Source organism: Ruegeria sp. AO1 (genome assembly GCF_056535985.1).
Genome location: NZ_JBQFJC010000001.1, coordinates 627,543 through 652,525, shown reverse-complemented (window position 1 = coordinate 652,525; position 24,983 = coordinate 627,543). Strand labels below are relative to the sequence as shown.

Below are 24,983 nucleotides of genomic sequence, written 5' to 3'. Positions count from 1 at the left end.
ACCTCTACAGTTAACTAGCGGATTTCAAAGCGGATAGGGAACACGAGAAATGGAACCATACGCTTCAGAATAAAGGCAACTTTGGCGATCTGAGCTATCAGGAAGCATTGACAAGGTTTGATGCGGGATATGCTTCGACGAAGTCAAGTAACGATCTTGCCGACCTATGTATTGGCCAAACGGCCTCGGGCAATGTGAATACCTCCGACCCAAAGACTCTCCAGGGTAGATTTTGGACACCACCAACCGTTGAGCGAAGGCTACCGGTGCATCTCAGAATGAAGTGAGTGTGAAATGAGACACTTGGACATTGATGGCCGTTTCGCCCTCAATATCATCGCCATTCTATAGCTGGAGAATTCACGCATTTGGACGATGAAACCATGACCACAGACTATTACGACCTTATCGAGGCAGCAATTGTGGATGACGCTAACCAACTCGACAAGGTCCTATCACGAATTGATGTTAATGCGACCGATGATGATGGCTGGACAGCATTGCATATTGCCGCACGACAAGGCAGTTTGAATGCACTTAAGTGTTTGCTCAAGCAGCCAAATATCGACGTAAACTCCACGAACCGATGGAAAAGCACCCCCCTTATGCTTGCGGCGGGTGTTGGTAATGCAGCAACCGTTGAACATCTGCTGCGGCATCCATTGACGCAAATCAACCTGCAAGCTGAGTACTATAGGCGCACCGCTCTAATTGAAGCCTGCGCAAAGGGTTACCTAGCTGTCGTCAAATTGCTTATCACCCACGGTGCCGATGTGAACGTGATGGACAAAACCGGCCGAAACTCTGCGCTCATCGAAGCCATAAAGAACCGGCATATCCAATGCACAGTCTTTCTCCTGCGCACTGGCTTGATAGACTTTGCTGAGCGTGACCTGCGGGTTCAGGCACTAATCTGGGCGGGTAGCTTTCAAAGCACTGAGATCCGAACGGAGCTAAATACTGCTATTGAGCGGTTCTTCGCAAGGCGGTCACCGATGGGCTGACTCCCACGATGGGTCACTCGGGGATTCTGCCTCAAAGAATTGGCGATTGACGCGCTTGGGTTTAGCGCGTGGATGTCTTTCAACCCCGACAATGAGAAAACCAGCGCTCTGCGTGACTTTTATGGATTAACACTCCACGCGCACAAACTATTCCTTTATGGGAGCTTGTGGAACTGGAAGCACCTGCGGTCCGCTTAGCTAAGTAAGCCTTCTACGCCCCCGCACTGCTACCGGTTAGCCTGGTGTTCTTTCTGCAGCGTCGCCGGCAACCGAGAGAGGCTTTGGCGTGAAGTCCACTCTTACGCGATCAACCCAATGTGCTTGATACGGGCCGATGTCAAACAGCCACCGCCCTAGCCAACACGCTCCTTGCAACGGCTCTACCTCGAACAAACAAGCCCCCACCGAGAGTTGCCGACGCAACAGCTTTCAGTTCACGATCTTGCACGGCATTCGCATCCCCGCCCCCGCATACGCCGGTCAGGGTAATCCCGGAAAAACTCTTTAGAAGGCCCACCTAAGTGCTGCACGAACGAAGGGACCCTGAGCGTTGCTGCCGATCTCTTGCTCTGCTGCTAGCTCAAGCCGGACGCCTTGCGACAAGTTCTGCTCATAGCCAAGCCCTATGCTGGCGCCTGTGAAGTCCATCGAGGCGACGGTCAGGGATTGCGTATCTGAGAACAGCGTGACATCGGCCTCGGTGTCCCCGAGCCCCCTGCGCAGCACTCCGCTGAGTTGGCCTTTCAACACACCACCGTTGTTGAGAACCTTGTTTGCCTCCAGTCCCAAACGCGCTTCGATGACTTCTGTCGTTGTGTCTCCAACAGTTGCATTCGCGTCCGAACCGGTTTCCGTATAACCATCATTTTTCTGACGAGTATAGCGTGTTTCGCCAAATGCTAGCAGGTCAAAGCTGTTGCTGAGACTGAACTCTTTCTCGACCCCGATATGCGCTGTGACGACAGTGCTGTCGTAGTTGGCCTTTGCGTCTGAACTCCCAGAAATCTGGCGGGTGCTATCCGTGGAAAGCCAACCAAACCCGAAACCAGCATCGACTGTGAATGAGCCGAACCGGCGTTCGACCGCAGCATCAAGATAGAACCCATTGGTATCGAAGTCAGTTGAGTTGCTGTCCCCATTCGCATAGAACACACCCATTCCGACAGCATAGGCAAGGCCGCTATCGCACCGTGTCGAAAACCCGGCGCTGCCATCAAACGCTGTGAGATTGGTGTCATTGCCAGGCGCCGTCTCAAACTGGTTGTATTCAGCGTCGATCACGACAAAAGGTCTTAGCCCAAGGGTCGGCGCACCAGACCCTCCAATCTCCTGCGGCACGTCCAGAGGATCATTGCAGTCCAGCACAAGATGACTGTTGCCGATGGTGCTACCGTAAAAGGCTACAACATCATCAGGGGTAACGACATCACCAGCAAACACAGTCGCATAGATTGGAAATGCTCCGCCCTCATCTTCGACAAACCAGGACCAGCGCTCGTCAGATACCAATTTCGTGAACGTGCCGCCATCTGGATTTGCGTCTTCAAAATAGAAGATCGCGCTCTCGCCCTGCGCGTCCAGGTTGACATCGTGATCCTCAACACGGATCAGACCGGTCACCTTGTCTTTGGAGTCGATATTGAGCGTCCCGGATCCTCCGCCCAGGTAGATGGCATAGGCTTCGCCGGTATTGGAGAAGGCCGAGATCGTGCCGACATCGGTGATCACGCCATTAAAATCGGTGAAGAAGATACCAAAGGCATTTGCGGCCCCACTTCCTCCGGTAGCGGTTGCAGACGCGGTGATCACCCCCGTGTTCGAAAACGTTCCATCCATATCTCCAAGAACGACAACGCCGTAGGAAAGCGCAGTTCCAAAGATGCCGTCCGTTGTCGTAGCACCTTCAACCGTGCCGGAGTTAAGAAAATCTCCGGTCAAGTCTCCCGCGAAATAGTAGGGACTCGCAACCGCCGATGCATTTGCATTTGTCTGAGCACTCACACGCCCATGGTTGATGACAAGGCCCTCTACAGCTGTGAGAAAATAATGACCAAATGCCCCCCCACTTCGGGCGCGTGTTGCAGAAGTATTTTTTGCACTGATATCCCCAGCGTTTTCAATCACCGCTGTAGAGCTTACGAGAGAGTTAAATCGTATGCCGGAAGCACTGAGGTCACCGCCAAGATCGGGCTCGTTTCTTACTTCTGCGCTGATTGTGCCGGTGTTTCCCACAACTCCGGCAACTTCCCCAACTATATCAATGCCTGTCGAAGCTGAAAACGTAGTAAAACTCGGCGCTGACTTGTTGACACTAAGTATTGAAATGTTTCCTGTGTTCAGTATCTGACCAGTCTGCAACAGAGCACCATTCAGGAGCAAAGCCTTGGCTTCGATTTGCGAAAGTTCATCCGACTTCGAAATGATGCCGTTGTTGGTGAAAATGCTGGAATAGTCCGGGTCGATCTCAACTGCCGTGCTAGTGGTTGTGTCATCTACTTCACCTGTGTCGGTGATGGTCACGTCCTCATCCGTCATTATCACTAGCGGTGTCGTCTGAGGTGTATCAACAATCGTCTGAGCACCAGCTGCTCCAACAGCAATCGTTGTAAAGAACACTGAAGACAGAAATACCGACGGCGCAATACTGGCTACAGCCCCCTTCAATTTCACCAAACGTCCACCACGCACTGCATTCTTACGCGTGCGTCCTGCTTCACAATTTACCAACTCTCAATACCTCAAACCTAGCTCTTGTTGGTTCGGCTTCGCTCCAAGGGAAGCGCATAGCCAAACGCCTTTGGCGTAAGTTACTGAGGGCAAGACACTAAAACGACCTTTGAGCGTCTCATGAGATTGGTCAAATGTCTCATTCGTTCCCGCAAATCTATCAAAAGAGAGGCTCTGTCGGCGTACATTGCAAGCTTTGGGTCAAGGTTGACAGACCGGCGTGAGCAGCCGCTTGTTGATTTTAAATATTCAACGAGCAAGTTTCAGAACGGTCTCAAAGAAAGGCTATCCCTTCCCCAAGGACATCGTTCTATTTGCTGATTTCCTCTAGCTTTGACATAGGACGTCACGCCGGGACCTGGAAGAGGTCACTGTTGGACGGGGCTTTGAACTCGATCACGCGGCCCTGAAAAAACTGGGCGAAACGCAAGCTTTGCATGAGCGCGAAAATCCAGTTCGGGATATCCTGTAGGTTGCACACTTTAAATCGGATCGATTGGCCAGCCGAGACCTGTATGGAGTCAAAAGCCAGTAGCCAATCCCAGGCGACACAGGCATCGGAAAGGATCGAGCTGAGGTGTTTGGCTTTGAAAACCATATCTGTGATCTGCTTTGTTGAGACGTCAACGAAGTCTTTTTTGGGATGGGTCAAACATCGATTTCTTTCCTCCTTCCAGAATGGAAAACCGACTGGAAAGGAAGCCACTATTGCCCTTGGTTGCGAGGATCGGGCCGTAGCCTATGGCGGCCTTCTGTGTTGGCTCTAGCGACGTCGTGTACGGAAATAATTACGAGCTCGTGGTTAGGATAGGCGTTGCGCACTCGCCGAACTGCCAGCTCCTCTGAAAGGGCGCGTACCACGTGCTTGCACCGCGCTAGGCCCTCAGCCTTGAAGGTAACTTCAAATAAAGATCTTGTGGAACTCATAGAATTCAACTTTCAGAAGATTGAAGGCCCAAAAAGACGTTGGGCAAAAGGGGAATCAACTATGACACCGACGGAACCTGTTGACGGTTACAAGTCGCGATTCCCGGCGATAAAAGGAGGTTGAAAAAACACGCCATAGTTGAAATCAGACTAACAGCAACGAACCTCCCCGTAGTAGAGAAGCTTTCTGTGCCTTCGTTTCATTTAGGGCTTTGTGTATCTCAATTCGAAGTACTGGGACGTCTCCAGCAGCGTCTTCGGCGATGAACGGAATATGCCAATCATTCTGAGACCAACATACCGCCCTCCTTTGTGACGTCTCCGGGGATCGGAGGTACCGAGAAGATTTCCTTCGGCGTTCGTTGGACCTGAGTAGCAAACAGGGGTCGAGTGCGGCTGAGTGCTAGATCCCCCGTTAAGCGTTTTTCACCTTCATTTGCCGCCAGCGATACTCCCCAGTGAGGATGATGTGAGCCCAGCCAAGAGGCGATATGTGCGATAAGAGATATCCTGGCGTTTTCAAACCGCCCTTTTTCCGCTGCGCAACCGCCATGCCAAGCTGTTTTGTGTTCCAGTAAATTATGATGGCGGTGAGCAGGTTGAGGCCAGCGATCCGAAAGTGTTGGCCTTCAGTTGTACGGTCCCGGATTTCTCCCTGCCGCCCGATCCGCAAGGCGCTTTTCAAAGCATGATGTGCCTCACCTTTGTTGAGACCGATCTGGGCACGGCGCTGCATGTCTGTGTCGAGCAGCCACTCGATGATGAACAGTGTACGTTCGATGCGTCCGATTTCGCGCAGCGCGACGGCCAGATCATGTTGCCGTGGCCGCGCCGCCAGTTTCTTCAGGAGTTGACTGGGTTGCATCCTGCCTGAGAGCATCGTCGCAATGCAGCGCAGCACATCTGGCCAGTTTGCGATAATCGTATTTTCTCGGATTGTGTCGCCCACCAAACCCCTTAGTTCAGTCGGAACACTGCGCCGGTCAAAGACATGCAGCCGTTTGGAGGGCAAATCCCTGATGTGCGGGATAAACAGATACCCGAGAAGCGAGGTTGCATCAAAAACGAGATCTGTGAAGCCACCCGTGTCGGCATATTGTTCTTTGATCCGTTTGCCGGTCGGGTTCATCAACAAGCCGTCCAGAATATATGGGGCCTCGTTCACCGTGGCAGGGATAACCTGCGTGGCAAAGGGGCCGTATTGATCTGATACATGGGTATAGGCTTTCAAGCCCGGCTCATGGCCATACTTCGCATTGATCAGATTCATCGCTTCACCCTGTCGCGTGGTGGGGAAGAATTGCCCATCACTGGAAGCGGTTTCGCCGGCACCCCAGTATTTTGCCATTGGTAACTGTGCCTGAGCTTCGACTACGATGGCCAAGGCCCGATTGATGGCCTCGCTTTCGACATGCCAGTTCGAGAGCCGTGCCAACTGAGTAAAACTATGTGTGCTGCTGGCCCCGGCCATCTTGCTCAAGCCAAGATTCAGGCCCTCTGCCAAAATGACGTTAAGCAATCCGAGCCTGTCTTTGCACGGTGCCCCGGTGCGCAGATGGGTGAAGGCATCGGTGAACCCCGTGTCATTGTCTACGTCTATAAGGATATCCGTGATCCGTACCTCCGGCAGGCGGCGATAAAGATCAAGGATGAGGCTATCGGCTTCAGCAGGTACATCAGCTTCAAGCCGTTCGACGCGCAACCGGCCATCCTCAATAATGCCGCCGGGAAGGGTTCCGTTTTTGACTGCCACAGCAAGCCTATGCAGCCCGTCCTCAAGCCGTTGCTTACGATCTGAGATCCAGATTTTCGGCTCCAATGGCATCGACAAGCCCATAGTCTGCGCGGCCTCGACCGGAACCAAAGCCTGTTTCATATCAGAATAGCGGCGCGAGTGGGCAAGCCAGACATCCCCGGATCTGAAGGCGTCGCGCAGATGGAACAATACCGCAACGACCCACAAGCGGTCCCGGTTGGTTTCTGGATTCCTCAAGTGACTTCGCCATTTAGACTGTGGCTGAAGAAATGGCGCAGAGTGACTTGGAATAGCGCGTTTGTCACGGATCACACCGGTCGCCGCCAGAAGAGGCTCAGCCACACGGGCTCCCGTTATGTCCAACGCTTCCAGCATTCGCGGGGCATAGAGCTTGAACCGATGATATCCCTGCTCGACATAGGCCAGTGCATCCGCCTTGACGGTTTTGCCGAGTGCTCCGGCCGTCGCGACGAGTCGTTCCAGAACATCCCAGCCACAGGACGCATCTACGGCACTAGCGACAGCCATGTCATCGCCCTTGGCTACTAACAATGTCGCGCCCAAAGTCTCAAACCCGGCCAAGGTCGCCGCGATCTCCGATTGCGCCTCGGCAACACGGGCATCGCAAATCCTCTTTGCTTCCCGCCAGATCGAACCGACAATCCGGTCGTGGGTTTCGATGACGGTATCAGCGATGGCAGCTGACCATTCCACAACGCATGCGGCAAGAATGGCCAAACGGCGATCACTGGTGATGTCCCGCAGCCCATCTGTGAAATACCTTTCGCCCTGACGGCGCAATTGTGTGGCCCGATGCGCCGGAATGTCGTCCAGAACCGCAGATGACAAGGCAATTCCTTGCAGAAAATCTAACCGATCAAGCTGACGTTTCATATCGGCGGAGTTCTTACCGACCTCGAACTGCCGCAACCAGATGAACCGGCTGACCCGACCGTCCACCTCTTCGGTCAGCAAGGCATCAAGGCGTGCGCGCATCTTGCTATCGAGACGCGCAACAATACGGGCATCGACCCGCCGCTCGGCATCAACCAGCGCATCCGCACAATGACGTTCTATTCTGGTTGGGCCGGGCAAGACGATCTGTCTCCGACGACATTCTTCCACAAACCCGCGCACCATGCCCTCACTGGATTGTGCGGCCTCGGCGTGTTGATCGAGCCAACGTTTCATCTTCTTTGCAGCTTTGCCCGTGAACATCTTGTACCCATAGATATTGCGCAAAACGTCAAGATGTTCGTAGCGGGTGTTTTCTCTGGCGGCGTAGGGAAGAAGATCGTCAGGCTTTAGGCCAATTTGGGCGGCAACAAAACGCAAGACAGGCTCAGGGATCACCTCACCTGCATTCAGCAAACGGCCCGGATACCGAAGAGCGCAGAGTTGGAGCGCAAAGCCAATCTGGTTTTTGGGCCGCCGCCGCGTGCGGATGTGCTCGATGTCTTTATCATCCAAGGTGTAGTGCTTCAACAGCGAAGCTTCATCGGTGGGAAGATCTAAAAGCGCCGCGCGTTGTCGCGCGGTCAGAACCGCTCGGTGTACCATTCAAAGCTATGTCCGTTAGAGGTCCGATGAACGGACGATTTTTCGTGACGCGCTCGTCCCAGCAAAACTGGCGCGGGAAGCGTCTCGTATAGATAGTACGATAAAAATTGCAATAAAGGGGCCATATTCGTACAGTTCGGCCATGAGCCCCACACTTATCGGATACGCCCGCTGCTCGACCAACGATCAGGATCTCACCGCCCAGAAACTGGCGTTGAATAATCTCGGCGTCGCTCCAGATCGCATCTACACCGACCACGGCCTGACCGGCACTAGCCGTGCCCGCCCCGGTTTGGATCAGGCAATAGCCGCCGTGCGTGAAGGCGACACGTTTGTCGTGCCCAAACTCGATCGGTTAGCCCGGTCCGTTCCTGATGCCCGCGCCATCGCAGATCAGCTCCAGGAGAAAGGTGTCAGGCTGGCGCTCGGCGCATCCGTCTATGATCCGACTGATCCTATGGGAAAGATGTTCTTCAACATCCTTGCTACCTTCGCCGAGTTCGAAGCCGATCTGATCCGCATGCGGACCCGTGAAGGCATGGCCATCGCGCGCGCCAAGGGCAAGCTGCGTGGAAAACAGCCCAAGCTGTCTGAGAAACAGCAAAAAGAACTCTGCCGGATGCATGGCACAGGGGAGTATTCTATAAGCGAACTGGCCGAGGTATTCTCTGTGTCACGGCCAACCGTATACAGGACCCTCAACCGGCACCAGACCTGACTTTCGCTGCGGGCTGTATGAACTCACCAGACGCGGACAGAACTGCCGTTCGCTGTGCTTGCCCGAATGTCTGCTTGCAACAGAACGATCGTTCTGTTACACTTTGAACATGCCACGCACGACGTCTTTCACTTCTGAACAGCTTTCCGACCGCGCACTCCAGCATTTCTGGGTAAACGGCTTCCATGCCTCGTCGATGGATGATCTGGTGAAAGCAACGGGGGTTAGCCGACACGGTATTTACAATAGTTTCGGCGGCAAAAAGGCGTTGTTTCTGGCTTGCTTTGACCGGTATCAGCAAAGCGTTGTGACCCCCGCCTTTGAAGTGGTGGAAGCGCCTGATGCGACCCTGCAAAGTGTGTCGGACTATTTCGAACGGCAAATCTCTTTGGGCGAAAGCGTAGGTCTGCCGGGACCGGGGTGCTTTGTCGCTAATTCGGCTACTGAAGTTGCCCCCAGCGATCCTGACGTCATGACAGAGGTTGCACGACACAATGGTCGTCTCCGGCAGGGGTTTGCGTCAGCACTGCAAAACACCGCACCTCACCATGAGCCGCAAAAAATCCACGAACTAGCTGATGTCATGGTCATCTTCACCAACGGACTTTGGATGACGTCGCGCACCGTCAGCGACGGCGATGTGTTGCGCAAAGCTGTCCAGAGCTTTCTCTCCCTGATTACGGACAACCTAAAATGAGCATGATCGCCGAAAACCCTGAAACGTCCCGCCGCCTAACGCCGCTCACCCTGGCGCTCATTGTCAACTTCATTTGGATCAATGCCTCTGAGGTTTTCCGCTATTTCGCATTCGTCATGCCCATGATGCGCGAGGCATTCCCCATGGTGCCGAACGTTGCTCCAATGAATCTTCCGGTGTTCATGATCTGGGGTGTTTGGGACACGATCCTGGTACTGACGGCGACGCTTCTGCCGTGGATGACAATGAAAGTCTTTGGAGCCTCAGCACTACGTGCGGTTTTGTACGGCACCGGGGTCTGGATGTCTGTCTTCGTGATACTTTGGCTAGGCCTCTACAACATGAACATGGCCACGGTAGGTGTGTTGGCCGTAGCACTTCCTATGGCGTGGGTCGAAACGGTCGTCGCCGCGCTGATCGTGTGGTGGTTTACTGCCCGCGATCAGGCATAAGCCCAATGAGCAAAGACCTTTCTGCCTTCGTGCCGATCCCGAATCACTCCGCGATTTGGTTAGCGCACAAGGGAGCTCTTCACTGCACGGCGCTGAGGTTGAGCGACGGATCACTTTGCCTCTACAGCCCGGTTCTGGGTCTGGGCGAAGCGGCCAAAGCCAGCCTCGCGGCCCTTGGTGAGGTTGCCTACTTGCTCGCACCGAACCACTACCATCACAAAGGTCTCAAGGAGTATGCAGACGCATTTCCAAATGCGAAGATTGTCTGTTCTGACGGTGCGCGGCCTCGCCTTGAAAAACAGGCGGGGTTGACCTTCGAAAGACTGGGACAGTTGGAAGCTTTGCTCCCTGAGAGTTGCGACTTCGCCGAGCCGGTCGGGCTAAAAACCGGAGAAGTCTGGCTGGTCATCATGGCCGAGCAGGAACGCCTATGGATCGTTTGCGACAGCTTCAAAGGCCCCAAGGGAAAAGTGGGCCACGTCGGGCGGACGGTTGAAATGCTGGGCACGTTCCCCACCTATGGGATCAAAGACAAAGTTGCCTATGCCGCATGGCTACGGGATCGTTCTGCTGCGGATGAACCCACGATGATCATCCCGTGCCACGGATCGATGGTTCGAAGCGAGCACCTCGCGACTGATGTAGTATCTTTGTTGGCAACCTAACTCTTCCAGAGGATCAAGAGCTGACATTCGTGCGTCGCGCAGCATTACTAAGTTTGGCTCTCTCTTTGAATCCGCCGCGCAAAAAACGAACGGCGGCTTCACCGAAAAACTGCTTAAAGGGAAATCTAGCACTCAGCCGCACTCGACCCCAAACAGCTTTGATCTCGCGCTCAAAGACCTACGGTCTCCGCTAGGGCCGGAGAGGGGGTCGATCCGGCCCTAGCACGAGCGGGCGCCCGTGGTGAGTGAGTGGTGCCATAGCCGATCTTCCGAAGAAGTGCATGAGCAACGAAGTGAAATGTACCTTTCACCCCCCGCCCTGTCGCTAGCTCGCCGTCTCAGATGGCTAGTCAACTGTGTCATTCGGATCGTTAAATCAGCTAAGTTACGTTTTAGAGAGTTGCGGAGGGCAGGAAAAATAGAATTGCTGATCCAATTGACGGCTGATAGCGGGCGGGCTCAGCTCTTTCTAGCAACCCCTTGCACGAGAGAATAGCGAGACCATTATTGGTTTTGCTGACTGTCTTTATTTGAGCCAGCCGAAGCAATTTTGACATGAGTCACCTCTGGGAGAACCATTTTGACTACTAGCCTTGCCGTTGGGGTTTTCCCTATTGTGCTGTGTGGTCTTGCTTCGTTGCAGCATCAAAGTCATTCCTCTCTCATTTCGGGGATTTTTGCTAGCGGCAGAAACCAATGCGCATCTAGATATTCTGCTCTGAAATTGGAGTTAAGCGCTTCGATGAAGGGTTGTATGGACCCTCGTCAAGAGAGAAACATCACTCTATCTACTCAAACACTTCACAAATCTCGAAAAACTGCTGTCGCGCCATGCCCAAGTTGCAGATTTTTTTGTCGAAGACAGCAAAAAGCGCCGCATCACCTTTGCCCGTCCAGCCAACAAAAACGAAGTACTCGAAGAGCTCAATCTGTATCTGGGTCGTAGTAGATAGTTGGTCTCTAAAGAATGTCTGATGGCTCAGCGTTTTCAGGGCATCTTTGGCAAACATTTTGACCGCAGAACAGATTTTTTTTTCTCCAAAAAATACTTCCCCTGAGCTTGAGGATTTAGGGTTCAGCAGACCCGCAGCGCAAATGGCTGGCAACGTCTCAAGTCGGCATTCGAGTTCCACGGCGCCAAGTTCTACAACCCTTTCAAATACGACGTTTTCAGCCCCAACTATGTTACCCGAAAGGTCCGGAAACACGCCATCCATCAGTGCGGACAAAAGAGCTGACCCGCCTGTGCTTTGCCACCCTTCTTCCTCATAGTGAGAGGAATCGATCAGGTCGCTGTTACCATAGATAAAATGAAAGTCCTCGAAATAGACCTGTGCTTCGGTCTGTAGGCGTTTGAGGATCTTTTTGCGGTCCGAATGCGATTTAAGCATATCGGTTCTGGAAACCACTACGAACCGACGCGGTGGGCAGTACTGCAGCAATTTTTGAACCGCATCCCGTTCGCTTAGCCGCCATGCTTGCGAAGCATTGGTGGTCCAAACCAGTGTATCTGCATTGCGTATGATCGCTTGAGCCTCGTTGCTTATTCTAGCACTTCTGTCCATCGGTATTTCGTAGACTTCAACATTCTTCATATGCTCCTTGGTGTGAAACACAGTCAGGCTGGCAATACCCTTCAGGTCCAGACACTGTGAAACACTTCTGAAAATAGCCTTTTTGCCAGATTTGAAATTCGCAAGAATGCCCGCCTGTTTTGCGTAGCGAAAAATGATGATCGGACGTTCTCCACTAACCAACCCATAAGTCAGCGTGGTTTCACGCAATAGCGTGTTGATGACAGTTGATTTTCCGGAACCAGCCTCACCGCATACAACAACCCTATGCGCCCAACTCATGATTTTCGGTTCTGGCATTTATCTCACCGTGTCAAAAGACGCTTCCGACCGCCTACCCACTCGGAAGCGTCGGGACGGACACCTTGTTTTCTATCGCGATCAGCGCGTCTAGCTTGCTCTGAGCAGTACACCGCTGCTTGCGTAGTATGCCGGACAGCAAAGAGAGCTTTTGGGGAGAATCCGCAAACTCCATGAGCGCTTTCTTGTCCCGTTCAAGCAGACCAATGTATTTTTCTATTTGGCTTTCAGCCAACCTTGAACTGGCTAGAACACTTTCTACTGCTGCGCTGAACCGCTCGGCCAGGGCCATTGCAAACGCATTTAGTAGATCAGCAAAACCACTGTACAGCTCATCCTTCATCAAGCTTTGAATGGCCAACATATATCGATCCACATCCACTTTGTTCTTCTTCCAGAATTCCCAGCTGTTGCACAAATAGACCGTTGTGCTAAGGGATTTCTTTTTTAACGCAAGCGAAGACGAAAAACCGTAGTTTGGTAAGTCTCCTATCGAGATCGCCTTTGCTTGCTCCTGCCCGCCGCTGATCGTACCTAGAGACACACGTTGATACTCGGCTGCGATTGAATCAATCTTCTCGCGAGTGTCGTCGTAGGCCTTAGAAGCCAGTTCGCGGATCGAAGTGCCAATAGGCAATATATCGATCTCGAACCCTGCAGGCTTGTTACCGAGCTCGCTGGCCACCATAAATAGATGTTGGACAACATTCCTCTGCGTTTCGGCAAAGACTTCAATTTCTTTTTGAACCTGGAAATCAAGAAGGTTCCGCGCGTCGAGAATTGTGGACTGCGCCCGACTTTCGGCACTTGATTTTAGCGCTTCAAACTTCGCCGCAGTTTCGCGAACCAGCTCAACTTCCTGATCAAGCTCATTGACCGCAGCCAGAATATTGTTCGATTTAACCTTATTCAGAAGCGCCTCGACCGCGTCATGTTCACACTGGGCGTTCACTTTGAGCGTGTTGACCTCGGCATCAATGTCTCGGGCGAGACGGTCGATGCGCTGTGTTCCTTGCTGGCTATCCATAAAATCGGAGATTTTCCGTTTCACTGCATCGAGTCCAACAAAACGCGCTATCTTTTCTTCGTCCGTCCGCAGCTCACCTGCCCCAAGCGCGTCAAGATACGCATCCAGCTGTTCCTGCACCAATACATTTTCGAGCTTGTGGCCATTGGATAGATGGCTCCCCAAATACGCGCTCCCAGCTATAACTGTGAAGTTTGATGTTGAAATCGCTTTAGACAATCGCGCGGTTACATCTTCAATGACTTCAGGCACTTCCGTTTCGTATCGGCTGAGCTCGTCTATCCGGTTCACGAAGATGATGAACTGCTTGTCATCCTGCGCTGACAGCGCGTTCAGCAACGCAAGATCTACATTGGTCAGCGCCTGATGTACCGACAGGACCATCAAGTAAATATCGGCTGAGTCGAGGTTCCGACAGGTGTACTCATCTCTCACTAGAAATGGGTCATTCACACCGGGTGTGTCCGAGATGACAATCGGCGCCAGGAATTCTGGCTTACGCATGTATAAATCAGCCTGCTTGGTCAAAGCAGAATAGCGGCCAGAGGACGGGGCCGTCTTGCTCCCGTCAGCCTCCTGCCCAACGCAGACATAGCGCACCATCAAGTCCGGGGTCAGAAAGCCGTATTCATGCTTCGATCCTAGGAGCGCAGCATAGTGCTTGCCCAATCGCTTTTTGGCGACCGATTGCAATTCAATACCTTGGTTCTTCAGCACTTCGCTGTCAAAACCGGGCAGCATCTCGGCCAGTTTTTGGAAGGCTTCTGGCGACTCATCGGTAATGCGCTTCCAGTCATGGTCATCAAAAAATTCAAAAGACGCGCCTTGTATCGGATCACCCGGCACATTGATGCGCAAATTGGTGATAGCGGATGTCCATGGATTAACATCGGTGGGAAAAAGGTTCATTTCACCAAGGAAAGCATTCAAAAAGGTGGATTTTCCAGATTTCACTTGCCCGATAATAGCGACCTTGGTCGCACAATTCTTGAAGCGAGTATTGAGATCGGCAAGCCTGGAATTTGATTCTAAATAGCTTTCTTTTTCCAGGTCAGACAAGACATCGCGGATTCTGTCGATTTTCTTCCTTTGTAGAGGCGCGATGTTCATGTGTTTACTGCCTTTTGATCATACTCACATACTGTTCCGAACAGGAGTCATACTTAGTACAGAATCTTTCTTCCAAAGGCCTAACTTCCACCATGGACGAGAGTACGTGATCACAGTTTCGGACACGGTGCGGCTGGGTGGCATGACGCCACCCAATACGCAGTCTAAAGGCTCAAGGTTTCTTCGACCTTACGTACGTTCAAACGCGCCATCGCAAGGTTTGCCTGCTTCCTATTTAGCGCAACGTAAATGAATACGCTGGGGTTCGACGACAATGGACGGATCAGGTGATATTGAGTGTCCAGAGTGATCAAGACGTCTTCGATCTTCTCTTTCAGACCCAGCGCTTCGATTGCGGCGTTCTTTGCCCGAACAACTTCAGTGTTGGCAGCGCCTGCTGCTTCCAAATCGAACTTTCCGGCACCTGCTTCAGCGGCCAGCATCATTCCGGACTCACTGTCTACGAGACAAGCGCCAACAAAACCTGCGATATCTTTGAGTGGTGATATGTCAATGGACATCTTTTGTCTTACTCCATTTTTGGTATACAACAAACCGAACTAACGATACCGATTGAGGTCGCTAGAGATCGAAAAAGGAATGCTGTCAGCTTACCGTTGAGTTTCGAACAGTGAGGTTGATCTTTAGAACGATACCTCTAGGCCAAAATCGACAGTTGTTCGGTCTTCGGAGTCATAACCGACCTCGAAATGTCCGAACTTGCTGTCATATCGAACAAAGGCCCGCGATGCGAAACCGTCGTCATATGGCGATGTTAGGTCCGCACCCATCAGCTCGAAGCTCATGTCATTGCCGTCTGACCAGATCGCATCCAAGCCGTAGGCAATCGTGCCAACGCCCGTGTTGTGTTCCATTTGAAAACGGGTTTCCACGAGATTGGAAAACCGGCTGTCCACAGACATTTCAGTGCCTCCATCCCAGTTGAAGTCGTGGTCTTGCTGCCAAAGACCAACATAGCGCAACCTGATCGAGCTGCCCTCTATAGGACCAGCATGAGTGATTGCTGGGGAAATGAAGACCGATGCGTAGTCTGAATCGGTGGTGTCGATCCCTCCCAAAACACCGTTATCGGCAACATCGCGGTCAGTGTGATTGTATGACACACCTGCCATAAGTGAGTAGTCCAGCTTGCTCGAAAACGTGCCAGACAAGCCACCATAAAGAGTAAATATGTCAGTGTCATACGAGACGTCTTCGTCTCCCGAAACGGTGGTATAGGCGAGACCCCCGAAGAAACCACGCGAATTGTGGGACTTGCCAGCCACAACACCGAAGGAAAAGGCATCGTATCCAGGCGACGTGCTATCTGAACCAGCGAACAAGCCACCACCAAATGCACGCGTCCAAACGCCTTCGTCATTTGCTGCAAAGGCGAAAGAGTTTTCTGGGGCCTCTGCTGAGCTGCCTGCCTCGACGGCGTCTTGCAGCATCTGCGTCATGTTAAAGAATGCTTGATCCTGCTGAGCGTAGGAATCGAGATCGGCAACATATACTGCATTGGTGCCAGGATCGAAGTAGTGCGAATTGTGGTAGGATCTGATTTCAGCTGGCAAGCTGGCTGGGGCACCGTCTCCGATGTGAGCACCTTCCGCAAAACGGACAGTTGCATTTAGCCCATCGTCAAGAATCACTGAAGTGTGGTCGGCACTAAGCTCGCCTACAAAGACACTTCCAAACAAAAGCGAACCGTCCAGAAGTCGAATGGTATTCCGATCACCTGTCTCAAGCGGTGTACTACCGGTTACTTCAATCGAGTAACCATTCCGCGAAAATACTGATCCTGAGTTTTCAAAAACGTGTCCAACATGACCACTTAGGGTCACACCATGGCTGTTTTCCCCCTCAACCGAAACAAGACCCGTGTTTGCTGTATAGCTGAGTTCCAAATCGTCAGGAAGCGTACTACCGTTTCGATAGTGCTCGATCCCATGAGAGTTGTCGCCATAGGAGAGAATGGTGCCGGTGTTCAAAATAGTCCCGTTCGCGCCATTGATATCAATCCCGAACCCTTCAGGATTGATTTCAATGAACCCATTGTTGATCAGAGTGTTGTCATGACCCTCGGCTCTCAAACCACTTACATCAAATGTGCCGGGTGCAGGCCTGGGATCAGTTTCAGCCAGCATCCTGATGGTGCCGTTGTTGATCGCAGTAGCATAGGTAGATAGGTAAAATGCGCCTCTAGCACCATCGAGATAAATTCCACGGCTTTGTAGAACTTCAGAAACGATTTCACCGTTGTTGATGGCCGTATTGCCTGAAAGTGCCTCAGCAGAGGTGACAAGTTCTGGGTCGTTCGGATCGTCAAAAAAGGCCCTAACCGAATTCACACGAATGCCGGCTGAGGCAAAGGACGTTAATCCGGTCTCCCCATTTTCTTCGGTAACCTCTTCCGCAGCTTCCTCCAGAATAACCAGTTTTCCAGTATTTATGAATGTTGAGTTACTGACCCTAGACGCCTGTATGGCGTTCGAAAAGTGATCCCCCACGTAGATTTCACCGTTGTTTAGCAGCCTGAAGTTGTCGGCTTCGCTTACGTAGATACCTTCCGCTGAGACCTTATCGGCATCGATCGGGCCACCAAATGCTTCGTCCCCGCTGGTTCGAATAGTGCCGTTAAATACGACGGTTACGCCGTTCAGGAACAGGTCGACGAGATCAATGCCTGCGTATTCGAAATCTTGGTCGAAGATTTCGATATCAATATCTTTGCCGAAGATAAGAGTGACACCTTCGCTTAAAGGCAAGTCAGACCCAATGATGTCATCGAAAATGGTTTGGTCATCAGGGTAGTTAGGAAAGATATCCTGTGGGGTATTATAGTTGAAAGTTTGCTGCGCTTGAAGGCCTACCGGTATCAAAATCGCGGTTGAGCACATCAATGCCGCGCAATGCAGGTTCCTTCTGGATTTGGTGAGTGAGTTTTTCATTTTTTCCTAACATTCCCCGGAATCTACGCCGGCTGCTCAACCTTTTGGGTCCGATTTGATTTACTTTTTAGGCCTGCTGTTCAGGCCGTCCTTTAGTGCGATGACCACACTTTCCGGACAGTCGCGTTTGACTTCGTTCGATTTCAGGAGGCGCGTTGAAACCTTCGAGCTAAAGCAAGGTTTCGGCCGGGTGTTTGCAGCGACCAGTGTTTGGGATGCCCAAAACAAGGCACCGTCGCGATACGCCGACATGACTTGAGAGCGTCCAAAAGCCATGTGTACTTCGTTGCAACGGATTGAACGAATTGCCCAATCGCTTGCGCTGCCCGCGCAAAATACAACTCGCCTGCCCATCACAGTCGCTTCCATTGCTACCCCCTTTTGTACCAATGCACTGGGGTCGTTCGTTGGTGAGTTGGTACGACTCCAGATCGGTTGTCAGGTTCGCATAGGGGTTAGTGATTTGACGATTTCCGGGTGTCTCAAGTGACAGATTGGTTGTCTCAAACACGTGCCCTGAAAGCGTATAGAGTTAAAAAGCTTAAAGCGCTTTCGACGCAACACGGTGACACAAACGCTCCACCTTTTGCGACGCTGAAGGAATTTCAGACACTTGATAGGATGTTCTAGCGGGCACGCAACGGGCAAATCGATCTTTTGCCCAATTGCTCGAACCACCTACCCAAGCCCCCCACCCGAGCGGGATGGGAGGTTTTTTCTATCTGAGATGAGAATTCGAACTGGGTTCGTGTGGCCAATCAGCGGTTAACGATCGCCAATTGACGCTTACGCCAGGCACCTGGTGGCATACCGAACTGTCGCTTAAACGACGCTGAAAAAGAGGCTTCAGACTGGTATCCAACTGACAGGGCGACATCAACAATAGCTGGCCCCGAAACATTGCCGAGCTGTTCGGCCGCAAGCACCATTCGCCATCGCGTCAGATACTTCAAAGGGGGTTCTCCAATCAGTTTCGAAAACTGAGCAGCAAACTTGGCCCGAGACATTCCAATCGCCTCTGCCAATTCTTGAATTGACCAATCCCGAGCGGGCTCATCATGCATTAGCTTCAATGACTTGGCGATGCTTGGATCCTGTAAACCTTTCAACCAGCCGTCATGTGCTTCGGGCGAAGATTCAAGCCAAGTGCGCATAAAATGAATGAACAGGACGTTAAGCATACCGTCCAATGCTGACAACGCGCCTGGCGAACTGCGGCTCGCTTCAAGCGCGATACTGCGCAGCAACGGCTCCATGAGCTCAGCTTTGTCGTTCGCCTCGCTTCGCAGAGTAATCCGATCCGGAAAACTCTTTGACAAGTGTGTCGCTGCCGCACTTCCAATATTGAACCTTGCGCATACGATCGACGTCTCAGGTCCATCTCCGCTCTTGTGGACATCGTGGACATCACCGTCCTCGACTGAGTGAACACGCACACGCGTATCCTCTTCGGCAAACGTCACGAACGGCGCATCCGGGGCGCTCCCTAGAACATGTGTTTGACCTTGAGTGAACAACACCATGTCACCCTCTCGCAGATGAATTTGCTCACCATTGGTCGTGACAACTACGGATCCATTTGAAATCAGATGAAACACGGCCTCTTCGTTCTTTGGAGATTCAAAAGCCCAATCACCGCGCAAGCTTAGCAAGCCTATCGTGCGACCCTTGACAGGTATATGGCTCAGCATTTCGCTCACTACATCCATTTGTCGCTTTCTCTCTGATAGTTGCCCGCATTTCCGATGGGTCAGCTCTTTCTATTGAACCACTCTTTGTCCTGATTTCGCTCCTCGGCATTTGGACGTGCTAAACTGGTTCTATGTGAAAGATACCAGGGCTGCCCTCCAACCGAACCATCAATACAATAAGTTACTACCGCCTGACACTAGGTCACCGCCCAGTCAATTCAATAGCGCACGCCCTCAGACCGATCACAATCGCCGAGTTTCAAATAGTTTTAAACAGGCATGTATAGTCGAAACGTCTCACGACAAACGCGCATCGTCTCACAGAAAGCCGCAAAAAGTGAACCCAAGTCACTACTGAAGCCGAGCATGGCGATCACGATCTATACCCAGATTGGCATGAAATACTTCTCGTTGAACGCGCCAGGGGTCATCCCAAATTTCTCTTTGAAACTACGACTGAACTGATTGGGGGATCGAAAACCACAGGAATAGGCGACATCTAAAATAAGGCCACGCGCAGGCAATCTTGTCCGCAGCATCTTGCGCGCAGCCTGAAGTCGAAGATCAGTGATCATTTCACGTACTCCGCCCACAGGCTCAAAAGCACGATAAAGTGTCGCGCGAGACGCATTTGCGTAGGCTGCGATGCTAGCGATATCGAGATCGGGCTCGTCTAGGTTTTCTACCACATAGGCCCTTGCTCGTTCCCTGATAAGTTCATGGCGACTTTTACTCGTGTCGCGAGACTCTGAACTCAGGATGTTATACACAAGCTCTTTGAAGACACCTGAAAGCCTCAGAATTTCGGTTCGGGGAACGTCTTTTTTTAGTTCCTCAACGCTGGAAATTGCCGCGTTCATAATGGTGTTCAATGGCGTGCCCCTAGGCAGTGCAACTACTTGAAAAGAATCGGTCAAAATGCCACTGAAGTAGTGGGCAGGAAGCATGACCTTTGACAGATTGCCGGGCCCAAAAATTGTATCGAATTGGTGGGTTTGGTGCAAATATATGTCACCGGCAGACAAACGGTGCTGGAGTCGCGGCGAAGCCAATTCCACACTTCCGTGATCGATCCGGCACACTGTGATCTTTTGCGACGTCGTATCCGATCTGCTATGCTCTTTAGCTTTTGCGATTCTGTAGCCTGAGGTCGCAACCTTCGCTAGCCAAAAATCTTCGACTATCTGACGCTGAACGGCATTGTAGTTTTCGTTACTTGCCGAGATTGCTTCGAACTTAGCGCTGCCCATCGACATCTTTGGTGCGCCCTGGACAAAGTTCTCGAGCGCATACAATCGATCGTCTCGATCAAAGTGGCGCGCGTCAAACGTAGTCCTATATTTGCCTGCATCCAACCTGTTTGTGCTGCCCATTCTATCCCCCGAATTGACAAGACCCCGTACTTAATGTTCGGGCAGCGAACTGGTGAAGCTTATGATTGGTTTAACCCCATTGCCGCCCAATAGCGGGAACTCAGATATCTAGAACCTGAGCAAGGCCCACACTCTAGGAATTCTATAGCTTGTCGACCGTTTCCCGCCTTCACGAAGCCCATTAGATCACGGGCACCAAAGTCGTTTAATCATCGGACGTCTTAGTTTATTGTCTATTCGTCTCTGATGCCTTGGAATAAGCTCAGTTGATCCTGGTGGAAGACGTAAAGGGAAATTACTGAGCCATGCTCGGCTGCGTGTCTGCACCAAGCTTATTCGCAACCAACTGAATGTTTCCGAGAGAGGCGCCCGCTTCGGGCTTGGACGATGCTCGTGCAAGCAACGGCGGGCCCCTAAGGATCGCTTGGGCGTAGCAGACCCCGAAATGCACGTTTTGTTTAGTAGCCTAGTGCGCGTATTGGGAACACTATTCCGAAAATGATCCTTCTTGTTCGCAAATATTAAATAAGTATCGATTACACTTAACTAAATGAACGTAGCCAACTAGGCAAGATCGTACTCTCCGCGGCGGCTCTCCACGTGACCGTAGGGAATGCACTCCGCGCAAATCAGCAAGGCGCAAACGGCGATAGGAGAGCAACTCCTATTGAAGAAACAGTTCGCTACTATCCAAATGGACAAACCCGGCTGCCGGGCTAGGCACGGCGCTAATTCACTAATCAAACTAAGATCTAAAACGCATAAAGGCTTCAAGCCAGTTTGCTCGGTTTTCAGACATCTCCCTTTGAATCCAATGAGGCGAGTTGACTTCGTAACTACACCCGGTGTTGCAATTGGTCGTGGTGATATATCAATTCAAAGCTTGGTTGAAGAACTCGGCATTTCGAACCAAATCTGAGTATCTCGAAGTCTATTTGCGGTCGGTTGTAGGTTAATGCCAACCCTATGATGAACAACGATTAGAATGCTCGGAAGCCTGAGCCATTTTGAATGTGCTTTAGGCATATCCCAAGGACCTAAGAAGCCTCCGAACACTAGTCTTAGCCGTTTACTGTGGCCTCACGCCACTTTCGGTAGCGTTTGGCCCACTTTTTGGACCGTATTTGATTGCGCATCAATGAAAAGAACGGGAAACGGCTCTTACGGGGGGCTTTCCCCAATGACATATTCTCCAACTGGTTGTATGCAAGCACCATCGACGCGAAACCGGCCAGTCTTTTGTTCTTCCACTTCACGTTAGGAACATCGACTGTAAGCGCCTCTCCGTTTTTCCATTTGTTGATCAGATCAGGTTCAAAAGCCAAAGCGCGCGCGATTCCCAGGACCGAGACGCCTATTCCCTGAGTTCGCTCGCCGATGGCACGCTCGGCAACCTCTTTGGATCGTATACCACCAGTTACCATGATTGGCATCGTTGCGACTTGGGCAACTTCACGCGCAAAATCAACAAAATATGCCTCCCGACGCGCAGTACTGGTGCCGTCTTCGCGGCGACCCTGCATGGCCGGGCTTTCGTAGGAACCACCGGAAACCTCTACAAGATCCACCCGAAGATCATTCAATTGCCTGACGACCCATTTAGCATCTTCTAGATCAAATCCACCCTTCTGAAAATCAGCTGAATTCAGTTTGACTGATACCACGAAGCCGGAAGACACGACATTCCGAACGGCGGTGACTGTCTCTAACAAAAGACGCGCACGGTTCTCCAACGTCCCTCCCCATTGATCTTCCCGGTGGTTGGTAAGCGGCGACAAGAACTGATTGATCAGGTACCCATGGGCCGCATGGATTTGAACTCCAGTAAAGCCTGCATTTTCAGCCAGAACTGCAGTAGTTGCAAAGCGGTCAATGATCTCCCTTATCTCGTCATCAAGAAGAGCTCTGGGTGAGCTAAATCTATTGGACATTCCCGGAATTTGCACGGCGATATCCGAGGCTGATACGGCTTTTTCACCGAGTAAAGCCATAACTTGTCGACCAGGATGATTGATCTGCATCCAAATCTCGCCACCGCCAGATCGACCGGCACGCGCCCATTCTTTGAAGGGCGCCAAGTCAGTCCCTTGTTGCAAGACCACGCTTGCTGGCCCTGATAGCGCGTCGGGTGAAATCATAACGTTGCCGGTGATCATAAGACCTGCGCCACCCTTTGCCCAGCGGCGGTAGAGTTGTATCAGACCGGCATCTGGAACCTGCCCATAGGCAGCGAGGCTTTCTTCCATCGCCGCTTTGGCTAGGCGGTTGGGCAATACCGTTCCGTTAGGTAGTGTCAGCGGCTCAAAAAGATCGGTTTGTGTCATTTTGGGATCCTTGTTTTCGTGATCCCAGCTGATATAAACCCTGGACAATGGTTCAAGGTCAAGAGCATGAAGATAGGCAAACTTGCAGATGCAACCGGAGTAACCGTTTCGAGCATTCGCTTCTATGAAAAGCACGGTTTAATCCCATCTCCGATGCGAAGAGAAAACGGTTATAGGGACTATCCTGACACAACGGTTGAGCGCCTAAGAACCATCACCATCAGTAAGTCGCTAGGCTTTTCTCTATCTGAAATCAAAAGGTTTTTGCCTGATGATCCCGAGAATTCAATTCCGCGCCCAGACGTCATCTTGAACCTTGAACAAAAGCTTCAAGATGTGGATCAAAAAATCCGTGAACTCAAAGAAGTAAAACGGAAGCTCATCGGAACAATCCAGCATATGAAAGACCCTGACAGCGACAGTTGCTGAACTGTTACTGAGTGATTTGAGACATTTTGCACTGAGATTGGGACATCCGCCCATCAGAAACTACACAAGAAGAACACGTGCATAGCAACGAAGTAGAGTAGAAAGTGATCCATCCATCCTATCGGAACGCATAAAAGCTGTGATCACCTCCTCGAAGGCACCCGTCAGATTATGATGCCCAACAGGATTCGGTTCTTGAATGTCGGGTGCCAGCGCGTGAACACGCTCTGATTCAACCGGAGCAGTATTAACAGCCATCGCAACCGAAACTGTGAAAGCTACATTTTTGGTTCAGAGAAGAGTTCCTTAGCAGAGCAACCTTCTAAAGCCCTCAAGAAGCGTGGATTTTGATCGAATATTGCAGGAACACCTACAACAAGAAAAGCCCGAACACTGCTGTGGCATGAAAACCGCAGACTTCGGAAACCATTGTACAGGTGTGCCAAAACCAGATCATTTGCTAACACTCAAAACATGCCACAAAAGTGGAACTCATCTTCAGGATTTGCTATAGTTCCCTTAGTGATGAGCAAGTAGACGAGCATATCATGCCGCGCCCTTGAAGTTTTTCTGTCGCCAAGATCCTGGTGGAACTCCATACTCACGCTTGAACGCCGCTGAGAACGAGGCTTCGTACTGATAGCCAACCGAAAGTGCTACATCTACAATTGATTTCTCTGGCATTGAGAGCAGTTGCTGGGCAGCTTGTGTCATCCGCAGTCTGTTTAGGTACTGAATAGGTGGTTCACCAATCAATTCAGAAAATTCCCTAGAGAACTTTGATCTCGACTGACCTATTTCCTTGGCAAGGTTTTCGACAGTCCAAGCCCTCTCAGGTGAACTATGTATCAGCGTCAGAGAACCTGCAATTTCTCGATTCCGAAGTCCTTTCAACCATCCAAATTGATCATCAGGAGCTTCGTCGATCAATTTACGAAGGAAGAAGACGAAAACAACATGTAAAACGCTGTCTAAGGAAGCAAATACTCCCGGTGAGCCTTCCATTGCCTCACCTACCAACGCAAGCAGCAGTTGATCAACGGACGAAGCGCTTTTGAATGCAGGCTTTCGGATAACTATGTGATCTGGAAAACTCCGAAGAAGAGGCGAGCGCGTTATGGGTCCAAGGTCTAAGGCGGCGCAAACAACTACAGTTTCTGGTCCAACGCCCTTCTTGACTATTTCATATACATGATCACCGTTCTTTGAATGAACACATGAGACTAAGGTCTCTTCGGATAGGTCCAATCTGGTGGTGTTCGCTGAGCTTCCGATAGTATGGAATTTCCCCGTAGGAAACATTATCATGTCGCCTTCACCAAGTTCTATTTCATCTCGATCAGTTTTGATCACAGCTGAGCCTGTCGAGATCAAATGAAATACGGGATCACCTTCCTTGGGAGAACTAAGCGCCCATTCTTCGTGCATGCTGAAAACACCAACCATTCGACCTTTGATTTGGAATTGGTTCAGTATTTCGCTTGCTACGTCCATCGTCTTAACTTGGATCCACTAACCTAGCTTTGCTATTCTTGATTGAATTTTCCCGCCCTGTTACGGCGAAATCGGCTGACAGGAAGATGACCAGTACCAGTGCTAATATGAGAATTTGGAAGTGTCGAAGCGTTCCATTCCCAAACCTCGTTTCCCTGCGAGAGCCTCACCGACTTAGGAACATGACGGTTAAACATTCTCTGC

At 51.4% G+C, this 24,983-nt stretch carries 17 protein-coding genes; 6 read left to right on the top strand and 11 right to left on the bottom strand.

Annotated features, from left to right (window positions below; genetic code table 11):
- Nucleotides 1-383 precede the first annotated feature (383 nt).
- Nucleotides 384-1,004 (top strand): ankyrin repeat domain-containing protein, encoded by a 621-nt coding sequence (locus tag ACR3FB_RS03180; RefSeq protein ID WP_480564024.1) that lies wholly within the window; start codon nt 384-386, stop codon nt 1,002-1,004.
- 504 nt (nt 1,005-1,508) lie between these two features.
- Here ACR3FB_RS03180 and ACR3FB_RS03175 read toward each other — a convergent pair.
- The 3 genes from ACR3FB_RS03175 to ACR3FB_RS03165 all read right to left on the bottom strand — a co-directional run bounded on the left by ACR3FB_RS03175 (nt 1,509) and on the right by ACR3FB_RS03165 (nt 7,974).
- Nucleotides 1,509-2,942, bottom strand: a complete 1,434-nt coding sequence (locus ACR3FB_RS03175; protein ID WP_480564022.1) for an autotransporter domain-containing protein — start codon at nt 2,940-2,942, stop codon at nt 1,509-1,511.
- A 1,135-nt stretch (nt 2,943-4,077) separates the two neighbouring features.
- On the bottom strand, nt 4,078-4,383 hold the full coding sequence (locus tag ACR3FB_RS03170; RefSeq protein ID WP_480564020.1) for a hypothetical protein: 306 nt from the start codon (nt 4,381-4,383) through the stop codon (nt 4,078-4,080).
- Between the two features lie 690 nt (nt 4,384-5,073).
- A complete protein-coding gene (locus tag ACR3FB_RS03165) occupies nt 5,074-7,974 on the bottom strand; it encodes a Tn3 family transposase (RefSeq protein ID WP_480564018.1) in 2,901 nt (966 codons plus the stop codon).
- A 142-nt stretch (nt 7,975-8,116) separates the two neighbouring features.
- Here ACR3FB_RS03165 and ACR3FB_RS03160 point away from each other — a divergent pair, with 142 nt between their 5' ends.
- The 4 genes from ACR3FB_RS03160 to ACR3FB_RS03145 all read left to right on the top strand — a co-directional run bounded on the left by ACR3FB_RS03160 (nt 8,117) and on the right by ACR3FB_RS03145 (nt 10,506).
- The gene (locus ACR3FB_RS03160; RefSeq protein WP_480564016.1) at nt 8,117-8,692 is read left to right on the top strand and encodes a recombinase family protein; all 576 of its coding nucleotides are present in this window, start codon (nt 8,117-8,119) and stop codon (nt 8,690-8,692) included.
- Nucleotides 8,693-8,801: 109 nt separating this feature from the next.
- On the top strand, nt 8,802-9,389 hold the full coding sequence (locus ACR3FB_RS03155; RefSeq protein ID WP_480564014.1) for a TetR/AcrR family transcriptional regulator: 588 nt from the start codon (nt 8,802-8,804) through the stop codon (nt 9,387-9,389).
- Nucleotides 9,386-9,841, top strand: coding sequence for a hypothetical protein (locus tag ACR3FB_RS03150; protein WP_480564012.1), 456 nt, complete (start codon nt 9,386-9,388; stop codon nt 9,839-9,841). Before ACR3FB_RS03155 ends, ACR3FB_RS03150 begins: the two co-directional genes overlap by 4 nt.
- A gap of 98 nt (nt 9,842-9,939) precedes the next feature.
- Complete coding sequence (locus ACR3FB_RS03145; RefSeq protein ID WP_480564010.1) at nt 9,940-10,506, top strand: hypothetical protein; 567 nt, start codon at nt 9,940-9,942, stop codon at nt 10,504-10,506.
- A 788-nt stretch (nt 10,507-11,294) separates the two neighbouring features.
- On the opposite strand, the gene ACR3FB_RS03140 is transcribed toward ACR3FB_RS03145, so the two are convergent.
- From ACR3FB_RS03140 to ACR3FB_RS03110, 7 genes are all read right to left on the bottom strand, one after another.
- On the bottom strand, nt 11,295-12,380 hold the full coding sequence (locus ACR3FB_RS03140) for a P-loop NTPase family protein (protein ID WP_480564008.1): 1,086 nt from the start codon (nt 12,378-12,380) through the stop codon (nt 11,295-11,297).
- Between the two features lie 34 nt (nt 12,381-12,414).
- Nucleotides 12,415-14,517 carry a dynamin family protein gene (locus tag ACR3FB_RS03135; RefSeq protein WP_480564006.1) on the bottom strand — a complete coding sequence of 701 codons (2,103 nt, stop codon included), beginning with the start codon at nt 14,515-14,517 and terminating at the stop codon, nt 12,415-12,417.
- 164 nt (nt 14,518-14,681) lie between these two features.
- A complete protein-coding gene (locus ACR3FB_RS03130; protein ID WP_480564004.1) occupies nt 14,682-15,038 on the bottom strand; it encodes a roadblock/LC7 domain-containing protein in 357 nt (118 codons plus the stop codon).
- A gap of 123 nt (nt 15,039-15,161) precedes the next feature.
- On the bottom strand, nt 15,162-17,468 hold the full coding sequence (locus ACR3FB_RS03125; RefSeq protein ID WP_480564002.1) for a hypothetical protein: 2,307 nt from the start codon (nt 17,466-17,468) through the stop codon (nt 15,162-15,164).
- A gap of 758 nt (nt 17,469-18,226) precedes the next feature.
- Nucleotides 18,227-19,177 carry an AraC family transcriptional regulator gene (locus ACR3FB_RS03120; protein WP_480564000.1) on the bottom strand — a complete coding sequence of 317 codons (951 nt, stop codon included), beginning with the start codon at nt 19,175-19,177 and terminating at the stop codon, nt 18,227-18,229.
- A gap of 362 nt (nt 19,178-19,539) precedes the next feature.
- Entirely contained in the window at nt 19,540-20,532 is a 993-nt protein-coding gene (locus tag ACR3FB_RS03115; RefSeq protein ID WP_480563998.1) for a helix-turn-helix transcriptional regulator, read from the bottom strand.
- Between the two features lie 1,061 nt (nt 20,533-21,593).
- Nucleotides 21,594-22,856, bottom strand: a complete 1,263-nt coding sequence (locus tag ACR3FB_RS03110; protein WP_480563996.1) for an NADH:flavin oxidoreductase/NADH oxidase family protein — start codon at nt 22,854-22,856, stop codon at nt 21,594-21,596.
- Between the two features lie 66 nt (nt 22,857-22,922).
- Between ACR3FB_RS03110 and ACR3FB_RS03105 the strand changes: the two genes are divergently transcribed.
- Nucleotides 22,923-23,285 carry a MerR family transcriptional regulator gene (locus ACR3FB_RS03105; protein ID WP_480563994.1) on the top strand — a complete coding sequence of 121 codons (363 nt, stop codon included), beginning with the start codon at nt 22,923-22,925 and terminating at the stop codon, nt 23,283-23,285.
- A gap of 546 nt (nt 23,286-23,831) precedes the next feature.
- Here the strand turns inward: ACR3FB_RS03105 and ACR3FB_RS03100 are convergent.
- The gene (locus ACR3FB_RS03100) at nt 23,832-24,779 is read right to left on the bottom strand and encodes an AraC family transcriptional regulator (RefSeq protein WP_480563992.1); all 948 of its coding nucleotides are present in this window, start codon (nt 24,777-24,779) and stop codon (nt 23,832-23,834) included.
- Nucleotides 24,780-24,983: the final 204 nt, after the last annotated feature.